Below are 24,731 nucleotides of genomic sequence, written 5' to 3'. Positions count from 1 at the left end.
ATTGATCTGGGGGGCTTTTTAATTATTAGTACTCCGGATTGCAATTAGCGCACGGCGTGTACACCTTCCAGAATTTCCTCAACAATCTTTTTATTGAAAGCGGGAATATCATCGGGATTGCGGCTAGTGATAAGGCCTTTATCGACTACTACTTCGCTATCTTCCCACAGGGCACCGGCGTTCTTCAGGTCGGTTTTGATGCTGGGGTAGCTGGTTACTTTTTTGCCGCGCAGCAGGCCAGTTTCTACCAGTACCCAAGGCCCGTGGCAGATGGCGGCCACTACTTTGCCCGAGTGCATAAACTCGGTCACGAAGTCAACTACTTTTTGCTCCACGCGCAGCTTGTCGGGGTTAATTTGCCCCCCAGGCAACACCAGCGCATCGTAGTCGTCTACGCGGGCATCGCCGATGAGCTTATCTACGCTCACCTTGTCGCCCCAATCGTCTTTGTCCCAGCCCTTGATAGAGCCGCTTTTCAGCGAAATAACGTGGGTTTCGGCACCCTCATTCTCCAGATATTTCTTCGGCTCTTCCAGCTCCGACTGCTCGAAACCGTCGGTGGCTACGATGGCTATTTTCTTACCTTTTAGTTTCTCACTTCCAAATAATGACATGGTTTTTAGCTTTTTAGAGTACACACTACACAAACAAAAAACCGGACCGCGCAGAGCAGTTCCGGTTTTAGTTTAACGCAAGCGAGTTGAACAGGTTACTCCGTGCTCTCCTTTTCGCCCCGCTCGCGCTTGAGCTGCTTGCGCACGTAGCGCACGCGCTCATCGAAGCCGTCGGGGTCATATTCTACATCTTCAATGTCGAGGGCATCGAGCATGTCCATCAGGGCATCGGCGTGGTCGGTGCGGGTGGCGGTGCGCACATTCACGAAGGCCATTTCTGACCAAAGTAAGGCCTTAATACGGACGCCATCTTCGCTAAGCATCTGCATTTCAACCACCAAATTGGAGTTATCGAAATGGATAAGCTGGGTGCGAATCACCACTACTTCCCCGTGATTGGCGGGGCGCAGATAGGCTATGTGATGCTTGGTAATCACCCAGCCGGCCTGCGATTCCCGAGCCAACTCCCCCAGGTTCAGGGCATAATGCTGGGTGGTGTGCTCCTCGCGAGCGTTGAGGAAATAGTCGATGTAGCGGGCATTGTTGAGGTGGCCCAGCATATCGCAATCCTGAAAGTGAATGCGGTGCTTGGTTTCGGGCGTGCGAACTAAGGACGAATTAGAGGCCATGAGCAGAAAGGCTGAAAGCTTTTTAGGCAGTAGAGGAATGGAAATGCGTAGCGCCCCTACCCTTGTGGCTGGGGTGCACTATCCGGGCCGGGCAGCAGAAAAGAGTCGGCTACGACTTCGTTGGGGGCTTTTTTGCGTGCTTCCGTCGGACTATCAAACACGATGAGTACGTGCTTATCGTCGAGTACGGCCATGCCCTCGGCTTTATCCTGACCCGACGTAGGCCCATGGCCATGGGGCACATCAAAGAGGCGATGAATCTTATCGGGGCCGATGAGGCTATCCAGGGGCTGCACAAGGGCGTTGGGCCAGCGGTACACGGCAATGGTGCCGTCGAGGTCCATGGTTGGGCCAGCCAGCATCAGAATATCGGGGCCAATTTGGCGTAGCTCGCGCAGGCCCATGCCACCCAAGGCGAGGAAGTGCTTTTTGTAATACACCTGCTCGGCGCCGTCTATTTTATCGAGGCGCAAGCGGCCTTTTTTGTCTTCTTTCGGCAACAATTCCAACACAATAGCCCACCCCCGGAGCACGGGCCCGCGCAGTCCCACAAACAGCCGCCCATCTGGCGCGGCTGCTAAGCCTTCAATATCGAAGCCATTGTCTTTGCCCGGAATTTTAATGAATGGCTTCAGATGCGGATCTTCCGACAGGAAGTCGAATAGCTCATTGGCATCACTGTCGCTGTTGCTATGCAGTTGCGATACGGTCAGTGTTTGGGAAGGATCGGTGGGATGCGGCGCTTCTTTGTGCAGCTCATAATCGCCGGTTTCGGCGTTCAGCACCAGCGGAATACGCGCCAGCAAATATCGATTCGGCTCTTCTTCAATCTTGGCCAGCCGAGCTATTTGCTTGGCCGTATCCGTGTCTTTGTGATCGGGTTTTTTCCGCTTCAAGCTATGCGAGCCGACCAGCCAGAGGTAGTTATCGGCCTCACCCATGCCTTCAATGTCAATCTCCTCATCTTCATCAGACGGCAAATCAAGCAGGTCGGTTAGCTCATACGAACAGTGCTCGCCAAACTCGTGGGGCCCAACAAGGCGCAGGCGCTCGATGGTGGTGCGCTCGTCGCAGCTCAGCCAGAGGTTGTCGCCCGTGCGCAGCACCGTGGAGAGGCCGTCGCGCACGTGTTTTTTGTCAGCATTGAAGCTGAGCTTCGGATTGAAATGGAGGGTGTAGGATTGGCGGCGCACAGCGAGGGGGAAGTAAGTAGTGGTGTGCAAACGGCGCCACCGGGGTAAGAGTTTTACCCTTGTAGCGCCGTTCTATACCATTCACAATACCTACTGGCGTCTTATGACTTTTTCTTCTCGTCCTCAACCGGTGGGCCCAGCACTTTCACCTTGTCCTCCTTACTCAGCCCCGACACGATTTCAACGTTGATACCATCCGATAAACCCGTTTTGATCATGCGCTTCTGGAACTGCTGGGGGGCATTTTCTATCTCCACGAACACGCTGTCTTTGTTCACTTTGCCAAACTGCAACAGGCTTTCGCGAATGGCCAGCACGTCGTCGCGGCGACCTAGCACGATGTCACCGTTGGCCGAGTAGTTGGCCCTGAGGAACTGGCCGGGCTTGAGGTTGAGGCGGGCGCGTACCTGAAACTTAATAGCGCCTTCTTCGAGCACACCTTTAGGGGCAATATATTCGAGCGTGGCCGGAAACGCCTGGTTTTCCAGCGCCCCGATCGTCAGATTTAGGTCCATGCCCTCGCGCACTTTGCCCACTTCGCTCTCGTCGATTTTGCCCTCAAATACGAGGCTTTTCATATCGGCCACGGAGGCGATGGTGGTGCCCTCGTTGAAGTTGTTGCGCTCCACTACCGACGCGCCCACTTTGATCGGTACATCCAGCAGAAGCCCTGTGATGGTAGAACGCACTAGGTTCAAAGAGCCGCCAGTGTTGCGGGAGGCGCCACGCTGGGCAATCTGGAGGTTACTTTCGGCCGCGTCTAAGGCTTGCTTCTTCGCCCGATAATCATTCAGAAAGCGTAGGTATTCCTGCTGAGCAATTACTTTTTGGTCATAAAGCTTTTGCTGCCGATCCAGCTCGGTTTTGCTGGTTTCCAGGGCAATGCGCGCGGCCTGAATACCAGTTTGGGCGGCGTTGACGCTAGCAGCGTTGGCCACAGTGCGAATGCGGGCAATGAGTTGACCTTCCTTTACGGGCTGGCCCGCTTCCACATACAACTCCTCCACAATCCCCGACACCTGGGGCTTAATCAAAACTTCCCGCCGCGGCACAATGCTGCCCGTGGCCACTGTTTTCTTCACAATATCCGCTACAAACGGCTTTTCCGTTTTGTACACAATGGGGTCAACGTTGGCTTGGCGGTAGAAATAGTAGCCTAGCCAGCCGAAACCAGCCAACAGCAATACCACTAAGAGAGCGAGGAAGAAGCGTTTCATGGGTGTTGTGTAATTGAGTTTGTTGTTCTGGTGGAGGCCTCATCCCCTCGCCCCTTCTCCCCTAGGAGAAGGGGCGAGGGGATGAGGCCAATCGTTACTCATCTTTCAAAGCCACCACCGGCTGCACGCGTGCAGCAATAGTGGCGGGCACCAACCCAGCCAACGCACCGGCCGACACCAGCAGCCCAATAGCCGTGAGGGCGACGCCGACATCCACCTGAGGATTGGCAAAAAAGCTCATCTGCTCACCCGCAATTAGGTTATTGATACCAGCCATCAGCGCAGTGCCGGCCAGTAGCCCTACCATACCGGCCACGGCCGTCAGCACAATGCTTTCCTGCACAATCAGGCTCACAATGCTAAAGGGAGTAGCTCCCAGCGCCTTCCGAATCCCGATTTCCTTGGTGCGCTCCTTCACCACAATCAGCATGATGTTGCTCACACCGATAATACCGGCCAGAATAGTCCCAATACTCACGAGCCAGCTAAAGCCCGAAATACCCGTAAACAGGCCCTGCACACGGGCGTATTCTTCCTCCACATTAGCCGAGCCGAAAGCGCGGTCGTCGGTGGGGGCTACTTTGTGCTGACGCCGCAGCACTTCTTTCACCTTCGTTTCCACGATGGCGGCCGGAATGCCGGGCTTTGGAATGAAGGCGAAGTAGTCTACCTTATTTACTTGGTTGAAAGCAATTTGCAGCGTAGTCAGCGGCACAAAGATGGTTTGCGCATTCTGCTGGGCCTCTTCGGGTCGGCCAGTACCTTTGAACACGCCCACCACGCGGAAGTAAATACCCTTGATATTGATGTACTTACCCATAGGGTCGGCCCCCATAAAGAGCACATCCACCACCCGGTCGCCGATAATGGCCACCTTACGCCGCTCCCGAATGTCCATCTCATTCACAAAGCGGCCTTTCTGCAGATTCAAGGCCTGAATGGCGGGGTAGCCAGGATACTCGCCCTTCACCGTAAACGCCCCGCTTTTGGGCGGCACCTGCACTGTAAATGTGCCATGCAGCTCGCAGCGCGGCAAGATGAAAGCGGCCTCCGGCACTTGGCGCTCAATGGCCCGCACGTCGTCGTTGGTGAGCTGGATGAACCGTCCCGCCTTCAGACCCATGTAAGGAACACTGGTGCGCTGTGTCCAGACGAAAATGGCGTTTTTAGCTACGTTAAATTCCTGCTCTACCCCATTACGGAAGCCTTTGCCTGCGCCCAGCAGCACGACCAGCATAAATATTCCCCAAAACACGCCGAACGCCGTCAGCCCCGTGCGCAGCTTGTGCCGCCGCACGGTGCTCCAGATTTCGCTCCATTTATCAAGATCGAACATGGTGTTGAGGGAATACTAGGCTCCAGTTTCGTGAATCGTTGAGAAGGCGCCGGGGGGCTTTTATTCGGCTCTTAAAGCTTCAATTGGTTTCACATTGGCCGCTTTCATGGCGGGTACCAAACCAGCTATGGCTCCGGCAACTACCAGCAGGATAATCGCGCTAACGGCCACTGTCACATCTACTTCCGGCCGATCGAAGTAGGACGTAGTACCGCCGGCTTGGTCCAGTGCATAGCGTACCGCATCGAGCACAGCCACGCCGGCCAGCAGCCCCAGGTAGCCTGACAAGCCTGTAATGACTACCGACTCTTGCAGAATCATGCTGATAATGCTCCAAGGGGTAGCACCCAAGGCCTTTCGCACCCCTATTTCGCGGGTGCGCTCCTGTACAATGATGAGCATGATATTGCTCACGCCTACCACGCCCGCCACTAGCGTAAGCACGCCAATAATGGATACAAACAGCTTAATACCAGTGAATAAGCCTTGAAAACGTTGTACTTCCTCCTCGTTGTTTTCTAAGTCGAGCGCCTCCTTATCGGCAGGGTCAAACTTGTGGCGAGTGGCTAGTAGCACACGTACTTGGTCTTCTACCTGCTTTACTGGAATACCTGGCTGCGAGGTTAGACCAAAAAGCTGCACTTGATTGTACTGATTGAACGTTGTCTGGAAGGTACTGAATGGCGTGTACGCCCGTTCCTCGCTACGGCCTTGGTTTTGGGTGTTGGTGAAGGTGCCCACTATTTTGAAGAAAACGCCCTTCACCTGCACGTATTCGCCTAGGGCCGGCTCATCACCAAACAACACCTTGCGCACCTTCTCCCCCAGAATCATCACTTTGCGCCGCTCAATCACGTCCATCGGATTCAGCAAGCGGCCTGAATGCAGCACCTCGCCGTTCAAGTCGAAGAAGTCGGCGCTGGCTCCAAACACTTGATACGAGCCGTTTTTGGTGCCCCGCATGATGGTGTACTCGCCAAAAAGCCGGTTGCGGGTAGCCAGCAATTCCACGCCATCTACCTGACGGCGAATAGCTTCCTGGTCAACGTTGGTGAGCTTGATTTCGCGGCCAGGCTTGAGGCCATTGTAAGGAATAGACGTTTTACCGCCACTGATATACAAGCTATTGCGAGCGCCGGCACCGAACTCTTTGAAGATACCGTTCTCCATTCCCTTGCCTGCGCCCAGCAATAGCACCAGCATAAAAATCCCCCAAAATACCCCAAACGCAGTCAGGAAGGTGCGCAGCTTGTTGCGGCGCATCGTGCCCAGAATTTCCTGCCACTTATCAACGTCAAACACGGCTTTTGGTGCTGATTTATGAGGTAGTAAGGAGTTAACTTATCTGTGCTCTTGACGAGACGACAGGCTGCATGCCGGGGGGCTTTTTCTGGCTTATTTACAGCTTTGGCGCACTTTTTCCAGGCGCTGCATCACGTTCTTTACCACTGTCTCGTTGGTAGTGTATAAGGGTAAGTCGAAGGTGATACTGTCGCCGCCCTTTTTCTGGCGTTTTATTTTCAGCTCGTAATATTTCTGGTTGTCGTCATCGGTTTCTGCCTCATAGCTTAAGCCGGTTACGTCAGCCCATTCAAAGTCCAGCTTCATTTCAAACACGCCGTCCTTGAGCTTCACGCCCCAGCCCGAATCACCCTTGCTATAGCTCACCGACACCGGCTGCGACATCTCCACATCGGCTTTGTTATCGCGAATGATCTGCTGGGCGTGGCAGCCACTGAGCGCAAACTGCAAGTCCTGATGCGGCTTCTTTGGGTTGCGCATTAGCTGAGTTATCTGCTTGGACAACGCCTGCTTGTCTACATTCCCGGATACATTTTTCGCCACGTTGGTCGTAACCTGGGCCTGGGCGGTGCCTACCAGCAGTAGCAGTACCCAAATCAGTAAGTTCTTTTTCATAGCTCAGAAAGGTTAGGTCGTTCGTGTTTAGAGGGAAGAAGTGAGCAGATATTCAGCTTAGCGAAGCCGATGCTTTGTGATCTAGCTGATGAAGCGCTGGGAAGCCAGCATCTCCTCATCAGTGCTTTGTTCATCGTCTATCACCAGGCCGTCGCGCACCCGAATCACGCGACTTGTTTGGGCGGCAATGTCGTTTTCGTGGGTCACAATGATGACGGTCATGCCTTCCCGATTTACCTGCTTGAAAATGTCCATCACCTCCTGGGTAGTGTGGGTGTCGAGGGCGCCCGTGGGTTCGTCGGCCAGGATGAGCTTGGGCTGACTAATAAGGGCGCGGGCAATAGCTACACGCTGTTTTTGTCCCCCAGACAGTTCGCTGGGCAAGTGGTCGGCGCGATCGAGCAGGCCCACGCGGTCGAGGTATTCCAAGGCCATACGGTTGCGCTCCTTGCGCCCTATTTTCTGATAGTAAAGCGGCAGCGCCACATTTTCCATGGCGTTTTTGAAGCTCAGCAGGTTAAACGACTGAAATACAAAGCCCAAAAACTGATTGCGATACTGCGCGGCCCGCGTCTGCGAGAGGTTGCGGTCGATGCGGTTACCTGCCAGCCGGTACTCGCCGCTGTCGTAGTCGTCGAGAATACCGAGGATGTTGAGCAAGGTGCTCTTCCCCGACCCCGACGAGCCCATAATGCTTACCAACTCCCCTTCCCGTATGTGTAGGTCGATGCCTTTGAGGACGGTTAGTCGGTTGGGACCTACTTCGTAGCTTTTACGGATATCGCGCAACTCAATCATAACAGGAAGAGCAAAAACCGGGTTAAGTGCCTAACCTAGTAGTGGGCAATACAAAGTAGAATACTTTTCTTTAGAATTCAAAGAATGTGTTGTATTAATTTATAGATAAGCTCTGATAACCAGCGGCTTTACTTTTCTATAGATGTATCCAGCAACTCAAAAGATGCTTAGAATAGACCAACGGTTGCCTCGAGAGATGGAAGTATAATTGCTGAAATCAATATATTTTCAAAATATTAGCTGTCAGCGCCTTAGCTGTATAAGACTAATGGTGCGCGAAACTATCATTCAAGAAAAAGCCCCCCAACATTACGCTGGGGGGCTTTTTCTTGAACACTTATCAAAACGGTCATGCAGAGCGGAGCGAAGCATCTCGCGTGCTGACATTGCCAAGCTAAACAACTAAACACGCGAGATGCTTCGCTCCGCTCTGCATGACCAACTATCTGTATTGCATTTGTATTGCTTTAGACCTTAACAGCCCAAAATCTTTCTAGCGTCCACCACCCGACTTACGGGATTGCATTTCGGCTTGCATAGCCCGCTTTTTGGTTTGATACTGCTGGTATTGGGTAGGGGTGAGAACCTGTTTGAGCTGGCCTTCTGAGCGAGCATTAATGGCCTTCAAGTCAGTCATTAAAGCCGTACGGTCGGCGCCGTGCTTTTTCTGAGCTTCATTCACCTGCTCCACAGTAGAGGTCAGAATAGCGCGCACCTTCACTTGCTGATCGGGTAGCAGTTTTAGCTCGTCGGTCATCACGTCGGTCAGGTCGCGGGCGGCACGACGCTCTACGGGCGCAGCCGGAGCAGGTGCCGGGGCAGCGGTGGTCGTTGTGGGGGCATTAGGAATGTTCGCCTTTTTGCGACGGGCACAGCTAAACGTAGTGGCCATCAGCAAGGCCAGAGCAAGGAAGAAGGGGGCGGAACGCATGGGACAAAATGTAGGAGTGTGCCCTGCATACGCGAAAACTCGGCAAATGGCCATCTCCTCCCTCCTGCCACATATAAATGTCCTGGCTCTGCTTACCAAAACCTACTCACTAACGGCCAGCTGTGGCCTCGTTTTTTCGCCGTTGGCTACCAATCCAGCCTTTATTTCCTGAGCAGTATAGTGGGCCAGCGCCATAATAGTCAGCATGGGATTGACGCCGCTACAGGCGGGAAAGGCCGAGCCATCGGCCACGTACAGGTTGCTAACCTCGTAAGTTTCGCCGCTGGGCGCCAATGGGTGCGTTGCGCGCACGCCGCCCATGCGGCAAGTGCTCATCTGGTGGGCGCTGTATAAGCTGAACTGGTTCGGTTTCCAGCCTAAGTGCGGCAGCTTCTCCAACACTTCCGGGTTTTGTATCACACCGTTTTGAGCGTGGAGCGTGGGCAGGGTACCGTGAGGCAAATACACCGTATGCGCCCCAGCCGCCACATGAATTTCGGCGGCGGCACGCACGCCTCGCAGCATCGTGTTGCGGTCGAAAGCGCTGAGTACATAGTCGACCAGTGGAGCCCCGTGCTGATCAATTGTTACACGGCCACCATCCCGGTCGCGGGTCAGTACAATGAAGTTGCCGAGATGGGCGGCATTCAGCATCAACTGCTTATGCTGCTCGCCCGATTGCCAGGGCAGCACCATGGCCATCAGGCCAGCGTGGGCGGGGGGCGTTTCTAGCTTCACCCCGAAGTTGGTGCCATCGAGGCGCGTAAAGCAGTCATTTACTACCGACATGCTCGGCCCGTGCCACGGATTTATCAGTTGCGGATACAGCCCTGAAACAGCCACCGTGGGGTGCAAGTGCAGGTGCTGGCCAAGGTGTGGGTGCCGCAAACCGCTGCGCAGGAGCAGCGCCGGCGTCTGGATGGCGCCTCCGGATACCACCACGCGCCGCGCCCGCACCGTTACGCGTACTTGCTTGCCGTCGGAAGTGGTGTGCACGGCTTCGGCACCAGTAGCTTGGCCGGCCTGCACCGTCACGCGCTCCACGCGGGTATCGGCCAGTAGGCGGGCGCCGTGGGCGAAAGCCTGGGGCAAGTAGGTGTTTAAAGTGCCTTGCTTGATGCCGTACCGGTCGCCGAGGGTCGTGTAGCCAAGGCCTCGAAAGTGTTCCTCAGAATCGGTGAGGCCTTTTTCGTTCCTTGGAATCAGCTTGGTGCTCTGCCCTAGCTTAGCCGAGCCTTCCAGTAAAGCTTGGTTCTGACCATTGTGCCGAGTGTAGTCAGTGTTTACACTCAGGGCGCGACTAACGGCATCGAGGCTGCTCTTGAATTCGGCGGATGTGAAGTGTGGCACTTGGTGCTCTTTAGCCCACTCTTCCAGCACATAATCGGGAGTGCGAAATGAGCCGGCCCAGTTGACGGTAGTGCCGCCGCCCAAGCAGCTACCAGCCAATAAAGCCACGCCGCCATCTTGGGTGCAGAGCGCGCCGCGGGCGTCATAGAGTTGGCCCATCATGTCTACTTCGCGCTGGGTGAAATCGCAGCCGTGGCAGTAAGGGCCTTTTTCGAGCATCAAAACGTCGTGGCCAGCCACAGCCAACTCAGCCGCGACTACCCCGCCGCCAGCTCCGCTGCCTATCACCAGCACGTCGCAGTCGTAGGTGACGTCGGTGGTGGGGCGCAGGGTTTTGAGAGGTTTTGAAGAGTCAACTACTGCATCGGGAAGTGGGCCGGGGTAGCCCAGTGCCGCCCAGGTAGCATTGCTTTTTTCCGCCGATGACGAGCCGTAAAAAAGAAATGTAAGCAGCTTGCGAAGCGCGTGAAAGCCTTTGCGCAGCTGTGGTACATTACTTCCCGCCCAGCTTTGGAGCATCTGCTGGCGCTGGGCCGCATCCAGACGCACAAAGGGTTTGAGTGGCCCAAACCAAGTCAGTCCTAAAGCTGGGTTTTCCAGCAGCTTCAGTAGTTGCTTAAACTCCTGCTGAGCCCCTTCCGGTTGAGCCGAAATAGCGGCAAAAGCTTTGTCGACGTCTATGCCCTGGGAGCCACGCTGGGCCCAGAACTCTGCCTTCTCAGTTTTGCCTTCAATGCTGGGAATAAATGTATCAGCGAGAGCATTGAGAAGGGCACGATGGGCGGGAGTGGGATTCATAATCAATTCAGAAGCAGAGTATTGATCGCGCTGATCGCGGGTCTGAAAATATCGGTATTTTTTTCGATATACTCGGCATGCCGCGTAGTTTGAGAAGCGAAAACCTATCTGACGTCACGAATTAATGTCTGTTTATAAACTATAAAGACGCACTAGTTCTACTGTCATCCTTAGCTTCTCAGACCGACGCCTGCTAATGCTTAATGTTCCTGTCATCCTTGATCTGGTGTTCGGCACGAAGGATGACAGGTGATTTGTATTCAATGCCTAGAATAAACTCGTGCGTCTCTATATAGAATAAGTAGCTAAAACCACTTCATCACCATCTCTATCATCTGCTTCACCTTAGGCGTGTAGGGCGGGTACAGCAACTTAATCGAGGTTTGGCCGATACGCTGCCTCAATACTGCTTTGAGATTGGAGAACGAGTCGAAGCCATAGCGGCCGTGGGCGCGACCCATGCCGCTGTTGCCGAGGCCACCGAATGGCAGTTCAGGGTGCATGAGGTGAATAATGGTATCGTTGAGGGCGACGCCGCCGGCGGGAGCGCGCTTGAGCACGTAGCGGCGGTTTTCGGCGCTGCGGCTGAAGAGGTAGAGAGCCAGCGGGCGGGGCCGGTGGTTGATAAAATCCACAGCTTCCATGAGGGTGCTGTAGGTACGCAGGGGAAGTACAGGACCGAAAATTTCCTCTTTCCACAGACCAGCCTCCGGTGGCACTTCGGCCAGCAGCGTAGGCTCAATGAAGTTCTCCGACGAATCGACAATACCGCCCATCTCCAAAACGCCCCCCAGACGCTGGCCTTCTTCTAACAGCTTACTAACGCGCTGGAAATGATGCTTATTGACAATGCGGGCGAAGGTATTGGACTGCTGCACGCCTTCGCCGGTGGGGTCGTGGAGGCGGCGGGTAGCGGCCCTGATTTCGTCAATTAGCTTGTCGCGCACTTTCTCGTGCACCAGCAGGTAGTCGGGAGCCACGCAGGTTTGGCCGGCGTTGAGGAATTTGCCCCACACGATTTTCTCGGCGGCGTCGCGCAGGTGGGCGGTTTCGTCTACCAGCACCGGCGATTTGCCCCCCAGCTCTAAGGTCACGGAGGTAAGGTGCTCAGCGGCGGCCCGCATGACTATTTTGCCTACTTGCGGGCTGCCTGTGAAGAAAATATGATCGAAAGGCAGCTTTAGTAGGGCCGTTGATACGTCTTTGTCGCCCTCGCACACTACTACTTCGCTGGGGTCGAACACTTCCTCTACCATCTGACGGATGAGGGCGCTGGTAGCGGGGGTGATTTCGGAAGGTTTCAGAATACAGCAGTTGCCGGCAGCCAAAGCCGAAGTCAATGGGTCGACGGCGAGGTAGAAGGGATAATTCCAGGGGGCAATGATAAGCACCACGCCTTTGGGCTCGGGTTGCACCCACCCTTTCGTGCCCATCATGGCCAGCGGCGTGCCCACGCGGCGGGAACGCATCCACTGGGCTACGTGCTGTATGGTGTGCTTCAACTCCACCTGAGAGACGTAGATTTCCGACATATCCACTTCCTGCGCGGGCTTGCGGAAGTCGGCGTACATGGCCTGCTGAATGCGCGTGCGGTTAGTATCTATCCACTGACTCAGCTTACGCAGACGCGCAATCCGCTCACTGGCTCCCTCCCGACGCAGGATTTCGCTACGGGTTTTGAGCCGCCCAAACAGCTCCGGCAGCAGCGCGGGATCGAAAGGTGCAGAGGCGGCAGCAATCGGAGTATCAAGGGTTTCCATACGAGAGAATGAGGCGGTAAAGTGCGTCTTCTAAGGTACGGAAATTTGTCGCTCAAGCTAGGTAGTCAGGAGTTGCTAGCCAAGCTATATTTCTTCACGATTTCTTCACGAAAAAGCCCCCCAGAAATTTTCTGGGGGGCTTCTTCTTATTGTCGAATTTAACTTGAACGCTCATGCAGAGTGGGAGCGAAGCATCTCGCCAGCGGTAGTAAGATTAGTAATCATACATCAGCCCGCGAGATGCTTCGCTCCCGCTCTGCATGACCGCCTTTCGCTGTAACTGACGGCCTGTTATAGCTTGATCAGCTTAGGTATTCACCGTTTCGCCGCCGTTGGGGTGTAAGGTTTGGCCGGTGAAATACGTGGAGTCGTCGGAGGCTAGGAACACGTAAGCGGGGCCTACTTCGGAGGGTTGTCCGGGGCGCTTCATGGTGGTGTCTTTGCCAAAGGAGGCTACTTTCTCCGGAGGGAAGCTGGCTGGAATAAGCGGCGTCCAGATGGGGCCGGGTGCCACGGAGTTTACCCGGATTTTCTTGTCCGCCAATTGCTGAGCCAATGACCTGACAAAGACCGTAATAGCGCCCTTCGTGGACGAATAATCAATAAGCTGCTGATTGCCACGGTAGGCGTTGATTGATGACGTGCAGATGATTGAATCGCCTTCTTTAAGGTGCTTGAGTGCGGCTCGTGTTACGCGCACGAAGGAGAAGAAATTGACCTGGAAGGTGTCTTCCCACTGCTCATCCGATACTTCCTTCATGTCCTGGCTGGGAAACTGCTCAGCCGCATTGTTTACCAAGATATTCAGGCCACCCAGCTCATCGACGGTGCGCTGCACAATTTGCTCGCAGTACTGCCGGTCGCGTAGGTCGCCGGGCAGGGTGAGGCAGCGCTGGCCGGCTTCTTCTACCAACTGGCGTGTCTTGTAAGCATCTTCTTCTTCGTCAGGCAAATAGGTAATAGCTACGTCGGCGCCCTCGCGGGCGAAGTGCACCGCCACGGAGCGGCCAATACCGGAGTCGCCGCCCGTGATGAGGGCTACTTTGCCTTGCAGCTTTTCGCTGCCTTTATAGTTGGACCGAATGTACTCGGGCTGGGGCGTCATTTCCTGCTCCAGGCCAGGCTGCTGCTCCTGCTTCTGGGGTGGCAATGTCGTGGGTTTAGTTTCCATAGCATATGGTTGGTTAGGATAAAAAACTAACAACGCTGCTTGCTACGAAGGGTTATTGTTCAGGTGGCAGAAAGCTGGGGGGCTTTTTGTAGGTTGACGGGTGGGAACGTTTTGTCAAGTCTCTAATGTAGAAGCCTTAATTACTGGCTTCTGGCTTCACCCATTTATCCCTCCATGCTGCTGACATTTTTGCGCCCGGCAATGAGTTGGGTAGTAGCCATACTTTCGGGAGTGCTCTTGCTGGCGGCGCAGTCGGTGGGGCCGGTACCTCCTATTCGATTGTTGGCTCCTACTCAAACATTTGCCCCCCAGGAGTTCTACGTGGCTCAGGTGATAGATGAGCGCCCCGACCGCCGCGCCGTGGCCTCGTTGATTCCGCCAGCTACCGCTACCACTACGGCGCCTGCACCAAAGCCGCAAGCGGTTGATTTGCAGGGTGGCGGAGGCAGCGTTATTCAGAAGTTTATTCAGCAAACACTTCCTGCCAATAAGCAGCTACGCCCCATCACCATCCGTTTGCGCGAGTGCAAAGTCACGGAGACATCCGACCCAAAAGCACCCAGCCGCGTTGACGGCCGCATTACGATAAAAATGGCCTTCGACTGGCAGCGCGACGGCCAAACGATAGCACTTACCGAGTATCAGGGCGCCGCCCGCTACGGTCGCCCTGCCGGCCAGCTTGGCGTTGTGGAGCCCACCCTGCGCCAAGCGCTGACTGAAGCTATGCGGTATCTGCACACGTGGGTAAAGCAAAATGCCCCCCACAATGCCAAGCTGGCTACCGGCGTGCAGGTTTTCTTCACCGACTATACAGATAATCAGGAGGCGGACACGCTGTTCTACGACCCCAAGCGCCCCCTCGATTTTGCTGATTTTAAGGGCACCCGCCAATCTGGTGGTAATACCGCAGCGGTGATATTTCCCAACTTCGCCTACCAAGGTGCCACGAAGGTTGTGGGGGGCAAAATGCAGCTCCACATCGCCATGAAAACATTCGTGGTGCGTAGCTCCTCCTGGGTAGCCGACCACGCCCGTACGCCCTATACCCTCAACCACGAGCAGCGACACTTCGATGTGGTAAAGCTGGTGGTGGAACGCTTTAAACAACGGATTCGGCAGGACACGCTGTCCGTCGATTACTACGCCGGCCACTTGCAGTATCAGTACCTACTGTCGTATCAGGAAATGAACCGCATGCAGGAACAGTACGACGGCGAAACCGGCAATGGCACGAACGACGCCGCTCAGGCCCGCTGGAACGAGCGTATTACCAAGGAGCTGCAGGCGTTTGGGGTAGTGCAGTAAGGGCCTCCCCCCCGGCCCCTCTCCTAAGGAAGAGGGGAGCCACACGCTCAACCTGCGCCGCCCTGTCGACTATCGTCTCTAGCACTGCTACCGCGTTTTAGTGGTAGATAAAGGCGTTAATGCAAAAGCCCACGACTTGAGTCGTGGGCTTTTGCATTAAGACCTAATTATATGGTAGCGGTTGCGGAGGCGCAAGCCGACGTAGCCGCGTAGGCTGAGCGTGTGGCTCCCCTCTTCCTTAGGAGAGGGGCCGGGGGGGAGGCTAGTCTTTCACTTTGCGCTCGCCATCATCGGCGTCGCGCTTTACTTTGGTGCCGTTGGGGTATTCAATTTTGCGGTCGCCATCTTTGTCCACTTTTACCGTGCGGCCGTCGGCGTACACAGTTTTCGATTCACCGTTCTTCTTTCTTTCAGACTTCACGATGGCCGGGCCCTGGCGACGGGCAGGCGCCGGAGCGGGCCTTGCGCCGGTGGTAGAAGCCGACTTATCCGCTTCCTCTTCGGCGGCGTATTCTTCGCCGGTGTAGTAGGTGGCGCGCTTTTCCTCGTAGGTCATGTATCGGTCATCGTCCTTCACAATGTCCTTAATTTTGATGTCGGTGTCGCGGTCAATTTCGCGCAGGGCTGTGGTGCGGCCGGTAGTATCAGAGGCATAGCGGGTGTCTACTTCGCCCAGGCGGGTGGCGCGGGTGTCGTACACGCGGCGCACCTCGCGAACTTGGGCGGTGTCGGTAATACCCAGATCAGTGGTCACGCGGTTGGCTACGCGGTTACCTTGCTCGCGGTAAAGCATCACCACGTCGTTATCGGCTACCACGGCCGTATCGGCCGAGGGTGTGGTGGCCGCATCCACGGCGGCTTTTTTGTCGGTATTGCAGGCAGCCAACGATAAGGCGGAGGCGCAGGAAAGGAGAAACAGAGCGGATTTCATGGTCGGGGAACAGAAAATGAAAAATAGGCATTAGCTAATACATTGCCATCGGCCGCTGTACGGTGACTGTTGAGCCGAGGTTGGGCCAGGTTGGTAGAAGCGGCGCTGGTTGTGGCTGTTCCACTGAACGGTTAGCGCGCACGCCACGGGAGGAGCCAATGTGTTTATTATCTGTTTAATTATTGATTAGTAATAAGATAACACATATTTACATCTTGATCTTATTTCTTCCGAAACAATTCCATTACCCATCGCTTACGCATTTAGTTAATTTAATTCGTCTCGTACATGTCGCATCAACACTTTATAATTCACAAGCCGTACGGTTATTTAAGTCAGTTCGTCTGTGAATTAAAAAAGAAGAAGTTGCTCGGCGACTTACACGATTTTCCGGAAGGAACGATGGCCATTGGGCGCCTGGATGAAGAAAGCGAAGGACTATTATTGCTCACCACTGACGGAAAAATGAGCGAATTGGTGCGCAGCAAAAAAGTAGAGAAAGAATATTACGCCCAGGTCGATGGAATAATTACGGACGACGCCATTGTGCAATTACAGCAAGGCGTCGAAATTGGTATTCGCGACGTAAAATACCAGACCACGCCCTGCACTGCATTTAAATTAGAAACAGCACCAGGATTTGCCCCCCGCACCCGCAAAATCCGCGACGACCGCCACGGCCCCACCAGTTGGGTATCCATTACGCTCACAGAAGGCAAAAACCGGCAGGTGCGCAAAATGACCGCAGCCGTCGGTTTTCCGACGCTACGCCTATTCCGGGTGCGGATCGGCGCTATCTATTTGCACGATTTGCCCCCCGGCGACGTAATAGAACTTGACAGCTTTTACCTGCCTCAGCAACAGGAAGAAGTTGAATTGCTGTAACTTTGATGATTCCCTGCCCTTTTTCTGCTTTCATCGGGTAGGCGCTCCCCGCGGTTCAGCTTTGTACTAAGACGTTTATGCCTTGTGCTGAACTTTAGTTTTTCGCCGTCTGTAGTAAGATGATGGCCTTCTTTGAGCCCCCGGCTTTGGCTGGAATTACAGTGTGTATTACTTAAAATCAAAAAATAAAAATGGCTAGATCACAAGCAACGTTTGGTAAAAAAGAGAATGAGAAAAAACGATTAAAGAAGCGTACCGATAAGGCTGAGAAGAAAGAAGAGCGCCAAGCAAATGCGCAGAAGGGTCAGAGCCTAGAGGATATGCTGGCTTACGTTGACGAAAACGGCAACATCGTTGATTCTCCTCCGGATCCAAAAAAGAAAAAGGTTATTAATCAGGAGGATATCCAGATTACGACCATGAAGCAGGAAGACATGGAGCAGCCTGACGTTATTCGGAAGGGTGTTGTGTCTTTCTTTAATGACTCGAAAGGCTACGGCTTTATCAAGGATCAGCAGACCCAGGAAAGCATTTTTGTGCACGCCAACGGGTTGATCAACCAGATCAAAGAAAACGATAAGGTGACCTTTGAAGTGGCCATGGGCCAGAAAGGACCAACCGCCGTTTCTGTTAAATTGGCCGAGGCTTAGCTTTTGATAAAACGATCTACGCCAGCGTACTAACCTCCGGCAAGAAAGCGGCCGCAACTCCTCGGAGCTGCGGCCGCTTTTGTTTTTGCTAGCACCTGAGTAGCACTGTACTGACTTTGATTGCCTGTCATACACGTACATATAGTAGCTTAAGCAGTCGGTCCTGCAGAGCGCAGCGAAGCATCTCGCTCACGTATTTAGAGTAATCTTACGACCGATGCTTCGCTGCGCTCTGCATGACCACCTTTTCTTTATTAGTTAATGTTAGAGCAGTCTTGATTCGCCTTCATTTACCCCTCTACCCTAATGATAACCCAACCGCCCCAGGATACCCCCGAGAAAGACCCTTTGCACCCCCGCAACCGCCACCGGGGCCGCTACGACTTTCCCCAACTGATCAACACTTCCCCGGAGCTGGCGCCGTTTGTGGCGGTGAACAAGTACGATGACGCCAGCATTGATTTCGCCAACCCCGAAGCTGTAAAAGCGCTGAATCGGGCGTTGCTCAAGCAATTCTATGGTATTCAAAACTGGGATATCCCGGCCGGCTATCTGTGCCCGCCCATTCCTGGCCGCGCCGACTACATTCACTACCTGGCCGATTTGCTCGCCTCCGTCAATGGTGATGTAGTTCCGCGGGGCAAAAGCATTCGGGTGCTTGATGTGGGCGTGGGGGCCAATTGCATTTACCCTATCATCGGGCATAAGGAATATGGCTGGCGCTTCGTGGGCACCGATGTAGATGTGGTAGCCCTGCGCATGGCCAAGCAGATTGTGGCCAGCAATAGCACGCTGGCTGGCAACGTGGACATACGCCGCCAAATTTCCTCCACCCATATTTTCAACGATATCGTTGAGCCCAAGGAGTTCTTCGACCTGACCATGTGCAACCCGCCCTTTCATGGCTCGCAAGAGGAGGCTGAGGCCAGCAGCCGGCGCAAGGAGCACAACCTAGGCACCCAAAAAGCCCCCCAGACCCCGCCTACCCAGAATTTCGGCGGCCAAGCTTCGGAACTGTGGTATCCCGGCGGTGAGGCCACGTTTTTGTGGCACATGGCTCAGGAAAGCACCCTAAGTAAGAGCAACATCTTCTGGTTTACGACGCTGGTATCTAAGAAAGAAACCCTGCCGGGCCTGTATAAGTCGCTGGAAAAGGCGGGGGCCGCTGAGGTGCGCACTATCAACATGGCGCAGGGCCAGAAGAGTAGCCGCATCGTGGCCTGGACGTTTCTGGACGCAGAGCAGCAACAGACGTGGCGGGAGAAGCGTTGGGGGGCAAAACCGGCGCAGAAATAAATTTGCGGCCGGGCTTCCTTTTGATGCCCCAGCGCATCTTACTAGTAGCTACCCTATCTAATTGAAGCGCACTTCTGCTTTTTGCAAGTGCAGACGCCCAGAGTTATGCCTGTATCGGAGAGCTGATAATCTGGCATTTAGCCACTTCTTTTTCGTTATTCCTTCCCTATTTCTAGTCATTCCATGAAAAAACTTCTTCTCCTGGTGGCCTATCTTATTACCAGCGCAAGCTTTGCGCAAACCAAGCCGACGGAAGTGCTGCTCATTGGCACCTTTCACTTCAATAATCCAGGGGCCGACGTTGTGAAGGTGAAAACCTTTGATGTAATGGCCCCGAAGGTGCAGGCCGAGCTGGAAACGATGACCGATAAGATCAGGCTGTATCAGCCGGATAAAATATTTGTGGAGTGGCCCTGGGACGAGCAAAGTGACCTGGACGCGCTGTATGCGCAGTATCTGGGGGGCAAATATGAGGCGTACGTGACCGCCAAATACACGAAGCCGTCGCAGCGAGATTTCTATCTGAAGAATGAGATTTTTCAGCTGGCCTTTCGGGCGGGAAAAAAGCTGAAGCTGGCCAAAATCCACGCGATTGATTACAAAAAGACCGATTTTCCCTACGACAGCGTGATGAAAGCGATGAACGCCGCCCACCAGGAAAAGCTGCTGAAAGACATCGAATCGATGATGGCCACCTATCAGGCCAATACCAATAAAAAGCTGGAAACCTACACGCTTGCCCAGCTTCTGCTCGACCACAACAAGCCCGAAAGCCGCGCCTTCGATAATGGCCTTTACATAACGCTGCTGAACCGCGCCGGCACCGCCGACGCCTTCGTAGGTCCTTTCCTGGTATCGGAGTGGTACCGCCGCAACTTGTACATGTATTCGCTGGTGCAGAAGCTCACCGAAGCCCCAGACGACAAGGTGATGATATTGGCCGGCTCTAGTCATACGGCCATGATGAACGGGTTTATTGGTCTTGACAACGCCTTTCAGGTGAGGGAGTTGAAGGACGTGTTGAGCTTGAAAAAATAAGAAGTTGACATCATGAAAAAGAGGCTGGCGCTCGGGGAGCGTCAGCCTCTTCTGGTGTTATAAACTTGAGAAGCAGAGAGTGAATATTTGCCGTAAAATGTGGTTTTGAGAAGCAATTTGCCCCCCAGATCTTGTTCCGCTTTTTATGACCCGGCTTGGGGGGCAATTTTCCACAATTCGCCGTCGGCTTCATCTGTTACTACGTACAGCACGCCGTCCGATCCTTGCTTTACGTCACGCACGCGTTGCTTGCGGTCAGATAGCAAGCGCTCCTCGCCCGTCACGCGGCCATTCTCAATTTGCAGGCGCACCAATTCCCGGTCTTTGAGCGCCCCCACAAACAGATTACCGCGCCACGCCGGAAAAGCGTCGCCGGTATAGAATTGGGCTCCTGACGGTGCAATCACCGGATCCCAGTAATAAACGGGGTCCACGAAGCCTTGCTTGGTGGTGACGGAGTTAGGTACGGGCTCGCCCGAGTACTCTTCGCCAAACGTCACCAGGGGCCAGCCGTAGTTTTTGCCGCCTTCAATCCGGTTCAGTTCGTCGCCGCCCTGCGGCCCCATATCCACGGACCAAAGCTGCCCCTGCGCATCAAATGCAGTAGCCTGCACATTGCGCTGTCCCACCGTCCAGATTTCGGGCAAAGCACCGGCCTGCTTGGCAAATGGATTGTCCGGGGCCGGTTTGCCGTCGGGGGTGATGCGCAGGATTTTGCCCATGTGGCTATTCATCTGCTGAGCCTGCGGCCGAATTTCCTTGTCTGAGCGCTCCCCGAGGCTCACGTACAGCATACCATCCGGCCCAAACGCCAGGCGGGAGCCGTAGTGCATATCACCGTCGTAAGCCGGCAGCGCCCGGAATATTACCCGCACCTGGCTTAGGCTCCGACGGTCGGCAGAAAGCACGCCTTTAGCTACGCTGGTGGCGTTGCCTTTAGCTCCCCGAGGTTCGGAAAATGACCAGTAAATCGTTTGGTCAGTGCTGAATGTTGGGCTTAGCGCTACGTCGAGCAGACCGCCCTGCCCACTTACGTATATCTCGGGCAACCCTTTAATAGGCTCCCCCACCTTCCCCGTGGCCGACACAATGCGCAACATGCCGGGTTTCTCGGTTATGAGCAGATCGCCGTTGGGCAGCGGTTCTACGGCCCAGGGGTTTTTGAGTCCTTTGGCCAACACCGTCACCTCGAAGGCCACAGTCGATTTGATAGCCTTAGCCCGAGTTTGTCCGGCGAAAGTAGGGCGCTGGTCGGGTACGTTGGCCTCGCGGGTTTCGAGCGGCAGGCGGTTGATTTGGTCTGAGATTGACACCGCAGATTCGTTATCCTGCGCCTGCGCGCGCTGCTCCTGGCCAGATTGGTTGCAGGCGGTAGCGAAGCCAGCCAATAGAATAGAAGTAACTATGAGTGGGCGTCTGGTCATGTAGGTATTGTTTTGGGTGTATAAAAGCCGATTTAACCACTAGCTGTAACTATAAGCACAACAGCTACATAGCCATACGCAAAAACGAACATAGGTTGCCTATAAGTAGGTTAAAAGCTTATTGGGAGATTGGCAAAGGCAGTGGTATGGTCATGCCGAGCGGAGCATCTCGCTCGCGGTAGTGAGATTACTAACCTCTCATCAGCACGCGAGATGCTCCGCTCGGCATGACACCAATATAAAATCGCAATAATGCTCTTTGGAATCACCCCCCTACAGCAGCAGCACATCGATGCGGTGGGCGTGCACCATCTCCAGGGAAGTTGACCAGGCAAACACAGTGAAGAAGCCATCCTGCGACGCTACGAGCGCCACGGCATCGCGCTGATCGTACACAAATTGCGCGGCGGCGAGGTGACGGGTGCCGCCGTTCTGGGCCGGGTGCATGTATTTGGCCTCGCTTTCTACTACAGGCTCGGTCAGCACCATTTTATCGACGGGCATGCTGGATTTGGCGCGGGCTACCTTCGCCCCAAAGGCCAGCAGATGATAGTCGCGGGTAATGATGGTGGCCCCATCCACGGCTGTAAAGCCCCCCACGATGCTAATAGCCCGCTGAATCTCTTCGCGCCACTCCCACTTGGCTTGCTCCTGCTGCCGAATTTCGGCAATACCCGTGTACACGGGCAGCACGGGGTAGGTCATGGGGTGCACAATCGACTCCTGCCACTTGCTCGACTCAGTGGGCACCACCAGCACCAGTCCGCCCCGGCCGTGGGCGCGCATCACGGCGGCCAGCTCTACCAGCACGTTATCCAGCTCGCCGGCAGCATCGGGCAGCCCCGGGTCCGGCAGAAACTTCTGCAGCGCCGGACAGTCGTCGACGGCCGTGTTTTCGCTATCGACCAACTGGAGCTGCTCGCCGCGCAGGATGGCCACGTTCACAAACTTGCCGAAGCCATCAGCGCGGCGGTGTTTGGCTACCAGCAGGCCAGGCTCCACTACTTCCAACACCAAACTCAGCGGCGGCGTGCCCGTAGCAGTGCCCCACACATAAAGGCCCTCCGCGTCGTGCCACACGCCCAAATGGATGCCGGGCTGCTCCACGGCGGGCGCCAGCTTGAGTAGGTTATAAGGAATAAGCCGCCGCTTGGTAAACTCCACGGCCTGAGTTGCCTGCCCGGGCTCCAATAGGGCCAGCGAAATCTTGGGCGGGTGCCCTTCCTCCCGCCTCAGACTGGCCCAAAACGCTACGTCGATCATCACTTCCACCAGATGCGCCAACGGCGGCGGCCCCAGATGAACGGCCTGCTGGGCGCTGGCGGCCGCCCGATGCCGGGCAAAATGCGCTTCAATCATTGGGGCCACCACGCGGGCCGCCAGGTAGGTGGGTTCAGAAAGCATACAGGGCAGGAGGGAGCTTTGGAAACAGGAAGCTACTATACGTGCGGCGGCCAATCAACGCTGGGGGCTTTTTTGGCAAGTGCTTTGGCTTCCCAATAGAAAGCAGCAAAGTATTACGCTGGTAAAATAGCGTGGCGCCTTTTACCTCATCCTTTCCTAGCAGCCTCCAGAATTTTAGCTGCCGTTGGAAAGAAGCGCGTAGTGGTTCGGCGGCCTAGCATCTTATCTACAAAGCTCGTAGAAGCCGGTGCGCGGCCGTCGATGATATACCAGATAACGAAGGCCTCCCGATTAGTGAGGTGCACAATTTCCATATCCGCTTTGGGCGAGCGAAGCGGTAGGATTAGCCCGGTTGGCGCTGGCTCAGTGAGAAACATCAGGCACAGACGCATGTCGTCCGTCACGGTCAGGTGGCTAAAGGGATTGAGCGCCAGCAGGTGCTCCAGTTCCTCGGGGCTGCGCAGAAACGTTGGTACGGCGTAGCCTAGGGTCTGCTGTAAATGCTGCTCAATGCGGGCGGTAAGCTGGGCGCGGTCGTCCTCCGGGGTATCGAAGAACACGTTGCCGCTTTGGATGTAGGTGCGCACGTTGGTGAAACCCAGTTCCGTGAAGAGACGGCGCAGCACCTCCATAGTCACGCGGTGGCCGCTCACGTTGATTCCGCGCAGAAAGGCAATGTAGGTCATATGATCTGGGGACTTTTTGTGATAGTAAAGGGTACTTAGTGCTTGAAAAAGCCCCCTAACCTATAGGCGATAGTAAGCAGAAATGGACTCTAGCCTTACGACCTACTCACTGGTCGCGCAAGCGAAGTACAGCGGCTTCTACACTCTGGTCAGCACTGCCGGCCGCTGGTTGAATAAGTATGGGAGGCACGTAGTTTTCCCGAGGCAAACCATCGATTCGATACAGTCGCTCGGCCGGAATATTAAATCCAATACCCGAATTCGGCATCCGGAAGGAGTAGATAGCACCGTTCAGGCGGGCCATTTCGGTACCCATTACCGTGGCGCGCTTCATGCCATCCAGCCCGATGGTTATGCCTTCCGGCATACTGCCCGTCCAGCGCCCTACCAGCACCACAAGCGGCTGGGTGTACGGATTTGGTCGGGGCGAGACAAGCTCTATCCAGGTGCGCTTCACGCCAAATGCCAGTTCTTCGGCCGTTAGCTCGTGGCGCTGGTAGGGCTGCTCTTTCGTGATGAAGCGGCCCATCAGGGCGCGGGCCACGGTGGTATTGCCGCCGCTGGGCGTTTCGCGCAAATCCAGAATGAGACCCTGGGTATCGCTTAGGGCAGTCAGGGCGCTGTCGAAGGCCGTTATCAGGGTGTTGTTGCCGAGGCTGTTATTGATTTTGATATAGCCTACGGTGCCCAGGCGCTTGCTCTCCAGCAGGCCGGCGTACCGTATGTTTTCCAGGGCGAGGCCGTTTTTATCAGGGTAGAAATCCTGCTTTTTGCCCCCCACTAGCACCGTTAGCTTGCGCGGGGTGCGATGGTCGCCGGCCAGCGCCAGGTTGAAGGCTACCTGGCGGGCTGCGTCGTCCACGGTTTTTAAGCTTTGACCAATAAAGGGGCGAATGGCCTGCTCTATGGGCAGGTCGTTTATGGCTGCTACTTCCATGCCGGGGCGCAGGCCCACCTGCTCGGCCCCAAACCCGCGGCGTATATCAACCAGCACGGCTTTTCCATCCGCAAATGCCCCCCACACGTCCGTAGCCGACGGTATCAGGCGGCGCGAGTCGGGCAGGTTGGTGGAGAGCGAGGCGTGGCTGTCGTATAGCTCGTTCAGGGCGTTTTCCAGCAGGCGCACAAACTGGGCGCGGGTCGTGACACTTTTTAGCTGCGGCTCAGCCACCTGCCGGACTTTGTCCCAATCGGTTTGCTTCTTGTCGAAGTAGCAGTAGTTGCGCTTTACCGTCGTCCAGAAGTAGTCGAAATCCTGCTGGTATTGCGCTGGGGTAAAGGTAGCCTGGGCGCGGAGCGGGCCAGAAACCAGCAGCAGGAGCGCCAGACCAATCAGGCGGGGGGCAAATTGTAGTAGCACGGCGAAGCTGGTTGGGAAGAAGCTCTGCCAAACCTAGG

Annotated in this window: 22 protein-coding genes; 5 read left to right on the top strand and 17 right to left on the bottom strand. The window is 55.1% G+C overall.

Annotated elements, in window-relative coordinates; all coding sequences use genetic code 11:
- Positions 1 to 44 precede the first annotated feature (44 nt).
- The 12 genes from H8B13_RS04595 to H8B13_RS04540 form a co-directional block, all read right to left on the bottom strand.
- Positions 45 to 614 (bottom strand): type 1 glutamine amidotransferase domain-containing protein, encoded by a 570-nt coding sequence (locus H8B13_RS04595; RefSeq protein ID WP_187309677.1) that lies wholly within the window; start codon positions 612 to 614, stop codon positions 45 to 47.
- A 95-nt stretch (positions 615 to 709) separates the two neighbouring features.
- Positions 710 to 1,243: an acyl-CoA thioesterase gene (locus tag H8B13_RS04590; protein WP_187309676.1), complete on the bottom strand. Its 534-nt coding sequence runs from the start codon at positions 1,241 to 1,243 to the stop codon at positions 710 to 712.
- A 56-nt stretch (positions 1,244 to 1,299) separates the two neighbouring features.
- Positions 1,300 to 2,436, bottom strand: coding sequence for a DUF3616 domain-containing protein (locus H8B13_RS04585; RefSeq protein ID WP_187309675.1), 1,137 nt, complete (start codon positions 2,434 to 2,436; stop codon positions 1,300 to 1,302).
- A 101-nt stretch (positions 2,437 to 2,537) separates the two neighbouring features.
- Positions 2,538 to 3,653, bottom strand: a complete 1,116-nt coding sequence (locus H8B13_RS04580) for an efflux RND transporter periplasmic adaptor subunit (RefSeq protein WP_187309674.1) — start codon at positions 3,651 to 3,653, stop codon at positions 2,538 to 2,540.
- A gap of 94 nt (positions 3,654 to 3,747) precedes the next feature.
- On the bottom strand, positions 3,748 to 4,989 hold the full coding sequence (locus H8B13_RS04575) for an ABC transporter permease (RefSeq protein WP_187309673.1): 1,242 nt from the start codon (positions 4,987 to 4,989) through the stop codon (positions 3,748 to 3,750).
- 60 nt (positions 4,990 to 5,049) lie between these two features.
- Positions 5,050 to 6,291, bottom strand: a complete 1,242-nt coding sequence (locus H8B13_RS04570) for an ABC transporter permease (protein WP_187309672.1) — start codon at positions 6,289 to 6,291, stop codon at positions 5,050 to 5,052.
- 93 nt (positions 6,292 to 6,384) lie between these two features.
- Positions 6,385 to 6,906 carry a hypothetical protein gene (locus H8B13_RS04565; RefSeq protein ID WP_187309671.1) on the bottom strand — a complete coding sequence of 174 codons (522 nt, stop codon included), beginning with the start codon at positions 6,904 to 6,906 and terminating at the stop codon, positions 6,385 to 6,387.
- Between the two features lie 81 nt (positions 6,907 to 6,987).
- Entirely contained in the window at positions 6,988 to 7,704 is a 717-nt protein-coding gene (locus H8B13_RS04560) for an ABC transporter ATP-binding protein (RefSeq protein ID WP_187309670.1), read from the bottom strand.
- A 493-nt stretch (positions 7,705 to 8,197) separates the two neighbouring features.
- Positions 8,198 to 8,635 (bottom strand): hypothetical protein, encoded by a 438-nt coding sequence (locus tag H8B13_RS04555; RefSeq protein WP_187309669.1) that lies wholly within the window; start codon positions 8,633 to 8,635, stop codon positions 8,198 to 8,200.
- Positions 8,636 to 8,737: 102 nt separating this feature from the next.
- Positions 8,738 to 10,783: a GMC family oxidoreductase N-terminal domain-containing protein gene (locus H8B13_RS04550; RefSeq protein WP_187309668.1), complete on the bottom strand. Its 2,046-nt coding sequence runs from the start codon at positions 10,781 to 10,783 to the stop codon at positions 8,738 to 8,740.
- Between the two features lie 305 nt (positions 10,784 to 11,088).
- Positions 11,089 to 12,543: an aldehyde dehydrogenase family protein gene (locus tag H8B13_RS04545; protein WP_187309667.1), complete on the bottom strand. Its 1,455-nt coding sequence runs from the start codon at positions 12,541 to 12,543 to the stop codon at positions 11,089 to 11,091.
- Between the two features lie 307 nt (positions 12,544 to 12,850).
- Positions 12,851 to 13,714, bottom strand: a complete 864-nt coding sequence (locus tag H8B13_RS04540; RefSeq protein ID WP_187309666.1) for an SDR family oxidoreductase — start codon at positions 13,712 to 13,714, stop codon at positions 12,851 to 12,853.
- A 174-nt stretch (positions 13,715 to 13,888) separates the two neighbouring features.
- Here H8B13_RS04540 and H8B13_RS04535 point away from each other — a divergent pair, with 174 nt between their 5' ends.
- Positions 13,889 to 15,019 carry a hypothetical protein gene (locus tag H8B13_RS04535; RefSeq protein ID WP_187309665.1) on the top strand — a complete coding sequence of 377 codons (1,131 nt, stop codon included), beginning with the start codon at positions 13,889 to 13,891 and terminating at the stop codon, positions 15,017 to 15,019.
- A 262-nt stretch (positions 15,020 to 15,281) separates the two neighbouring features.
- Here the strand turns inward: H8B13_RS04535 and H8B13_RS04530 are convergent, their stop codons facing one another.
- Complete coding sequence (locus H8B13_RS04530) at positions 15,282 to 15,950, bottom strand: T-complex 10 C-terminal domain-containing protein (RefSeq protein WP_187309664.1); 669 nt, start codon at positions 15,948 to 15,950, stop codon at positions 15,282 to 15,284.
- 288 nt (positions 15,951 to 16,238) lie between these two features.
- Here H8B13_RS04530 and H8B13_RS04525 point away from each other — a divergent pair, with 288 nt between their 5' ends.
- The 4 genes from H8B13_RS04525 (at position 16,239) to H8B13_RS04510 (ending at position 19,819) form a co-directional block, all read left to right on the top strand.
- On the top strand, positions 16,239 to 16,835 hold the full coding sequence (locus H8B13_RS04525; protein ID WP_187309663.1) for a pseudouridine synthase: 597 nt from the start codon (positions 16,239 to 16,241) through the stop codon (positions 16,833 to 16,835).
- A gap of 191 nt (positions 16,836 to 17,026) precedes the next feature.
- Positions 17,027 to 17,485 (top strand): cold-shock protein, encoded by a 459-nt coding sequence (locus H8B13_RS04520; protein ID WP_187309662.1) that lies wholly within the window; start codon positions 17,027 to 17,029, stop codon positions 17,483 to 17,485.
- A 306-nt stretch (positions 17,486 to 17,791) separates the two neighbouring features.
- The gene (gene rlmF, locus H8B13_RS04515; RefSeq protein ID WP_187309661.1) at positions 17,792 to 18,781 is read left to right on the top strand and encodes a 23S rRNA (adenine(1618)-N(6))-methyltransferase RlmF; all 990 of its coding nucleotides are present in this window, start codon (positions 17,792 to 17,794) and stop codon (positions 18,779 to 18,781) included.
- Between the two features lie 183 nt (positions 18,782 to 18,964).
- Complete coding sequence (locus tag H8B13_RS04510) at positions 18,965 to 19,819, top strand: DUF5694 domain-containing protein (protein WP_187309660.1); 855 nt, start codon at positions 18,965 to 18,967, stop codon at positions 19,817 to 19,819.
- A 143-nt stretch (positions 19,820 to 19,962) separates the two neighbouring features.
- On the opposite strand, the gene H8B13_RS04505 is transcribed toward H8B13_RS04510, so the two are convergent.
- The 4 genes from H8B13_RS04505 to H8B13_RS04490 form a co-directional block, all read right to left on the bottom strand.
- The gene (locus H8B13_RS04505) at positions 19,963 to 21,243 is read right to left on the bottom strand and encodes a PQQ-dependent sugar dehydrogenase (RefSeq protein WP_187309659.1); all 1,281 of its coding nucleotides are present in this window, start codon (positions 21,241 to 21,243) and stop codon (positions 19,963 to 19,965) included.
- A 273-nt stretch (positions 21,244 to 21,516) separates the two neighbouring features.
- The gene (locus H8B13_RS04500) at positions 21,517 to 22,647 is read right to left on the bottom strand and encodes a putative sensor domain DACNV-containing protein (protein ID WP_187309658.1); all 1,131 of its coding nucleotides are present in this window, start codon (positions 22,645 to 22,647) and stop codon (positions 21,517 to 21,519) included.
- A 146-nt stretch (positions 22,648 to 22,793) separates the two neighbouring features.
- Positions 22,794 to 23,333: a DUF1697 domain-containing protein gene (locus tag H8B13_RS04495; protein WP_187309657.1), complete on the bottom strand. Its 540-nt coding sequence runs from the start codon at positions 23,331 to 23,333 to the stop codon at positions 22,794 to 22,796.
- Positions 23,334 to 23,439: 106 nt separating this feature from the next.
- Entirely contained in the window at positions 23,440 to 24,693 is a 1,254-nt protein-coding gene (locus H8B13_RS04490) for a S41 family peptidase (protein WP_187309656.1), read from the bottom strand.
- Positions 24,694 to 24,731: the final 38 nt, after the last annotated feature.

The sequence above is a fragment of the Hymenobacter sp. BT188 genome (assembly GCF_014333585.1).
Classification (GTDB): domain Bacteria; phylum Bacteroidota; class Bacteroidia; order Cytophagales; family Hymenobacteraceae; genus Hymenobacter.
This window is presented reverse-complemented; position numbering and strand designations above follow the sequence as displayed.

Bases quoted from the DNA above. Each gene is read 5' to 3' on its own strand.
- H8B13_RS04595 (WP_187309677.1), bottom strand. From the start codon at position 614: ATGTCATTATTTGGAAGTGAGAAACTAAAAGGTAAGAAAATAGCCATC.
- H8B13_RS04590 (WP_187309676.1), bottom strand. From the start codon at position 1,243: ATGGCCTCTAATTCGTCCTTAGTTCGCACGCCCGAAACCAAGCACCGC.
- H8B13_RS04580 (WP_187309674.1), bottom strand. From the start codon at position 3,653: ATGAAACGCTTCTTCCTCGCTCTCTTAGTGGTATTGCTGTTGGCTGGT.
- H8B13_RS04575 (WP_187309673.1), bottom strand. From the start codon at position 4,989: ATGTTCGATCTTGATAAATGGAGCGAAATCTGGAGCACCGTGCGGCGG.
- H8B13_RS04565 (WP_187309671.1), bottom strand. From the start codon at position 6,906: ATGAAAAAGAACTTACTGATTTGGGTACTGCTACTGCTGGTAGGCACC.
- H8B13_RS04560 (WP_187309670.1), bottom strand. From the start codon at position 7,704: ATGATTGAGTTGCGCGATATCCGTAAAAGCTACGAAGTAGGTCCCAAC.
- H8B13_RS04555 (WP_187309669.1), bottom strand. From the start codon at position 8,635: ATGCGTTCCGCCCCCTTCTTCCTTGCTCTGGCCTTGCTGATGGCCACT.
- H8B13_RS04550 (WP_187309668.1), bottom strand. From the start codon at position 10,783: ATGAATCCCACTCCCGCCCATCGTGCCCTTCTCAATGCTCTCGCTGAT.
- H8B13_RS04545 (WP_187309667.1), bottom strand. From the start codon at position 12,543: ATGGAAACCCTTGATACTCCGATTGCTGCCGCCTCTGCACCTTTCGAT.
- H8B13_RS04540 (WP_187309666.1), bottom strand. From the start codon at position 13,714: ATGGAAACTAAACCCACGACATTGCCACCCCAGAAGCAGGAGCAGCAG.
- H8B13_RS04535 (WP_187309665.1), top strand. From the start codon at position 13,889: ATGCTGCTGACATTTTTGCGCCCGGCAATGAGTTGGGTAGTAGCCATA.
- H8B13_RS04530 (WP_187309664.1), bottom strand. From the start codon at position 15,950: ATGAAATCCGCTCTGTTTCTCCTTTCCTGCGCCTCCGCCTTATCGTTG.
- H8B13_RS04525 (WP_187309663.1), top strand. From the start codon at position 16,239: ATGTCGCATCAACACTTTATAATTCACAAGCCGTACGGTTATTTAAGT.
- H8B13_RS04520 (WP_187309662.1), top strand. From the start codon at position 17,027: ATGGCTAGATCACAAGCAACGTTTGGTAAAAAAGAGAATGAGAAAAAA.
- rlmF (WP_187309661.1), top strand. From the start codon at position 17,792: ATGATAACCCAACCGCCCCAGGATACCCCCGAGAAAGACCCTTTGCAC.
- H8B13_RS04510 (WP_187309660.1), top strand. From the start codon at position 18,965: ATGAAAAAACTTCTTCTCCTGGTGGCCTATCTTATTACCAGCGCAAGC.
- H8B13_RS04505 (WP_187309659.1), bottom strand. From the start codon at position 21,243: ATGACCAGACGCCCACTCATAGTTACTTCTATTCTATTGGCTGGCTTC.
- H8B13_RS04500 (WP_187309658.1), bottom strand. From the start codon at position 22,647: ATGCTTTCTGAACCCACCTACCTGGCGGCCCGCGTGGTGGCCCCAATG.
- H8B13_RS04495 (WP_187309657.1), bottom strand. From the start codon at position 23,333: ATGACCTACATTGCCTTTCTGCGCGGAATCAACGTGAGCGGCCACCGC.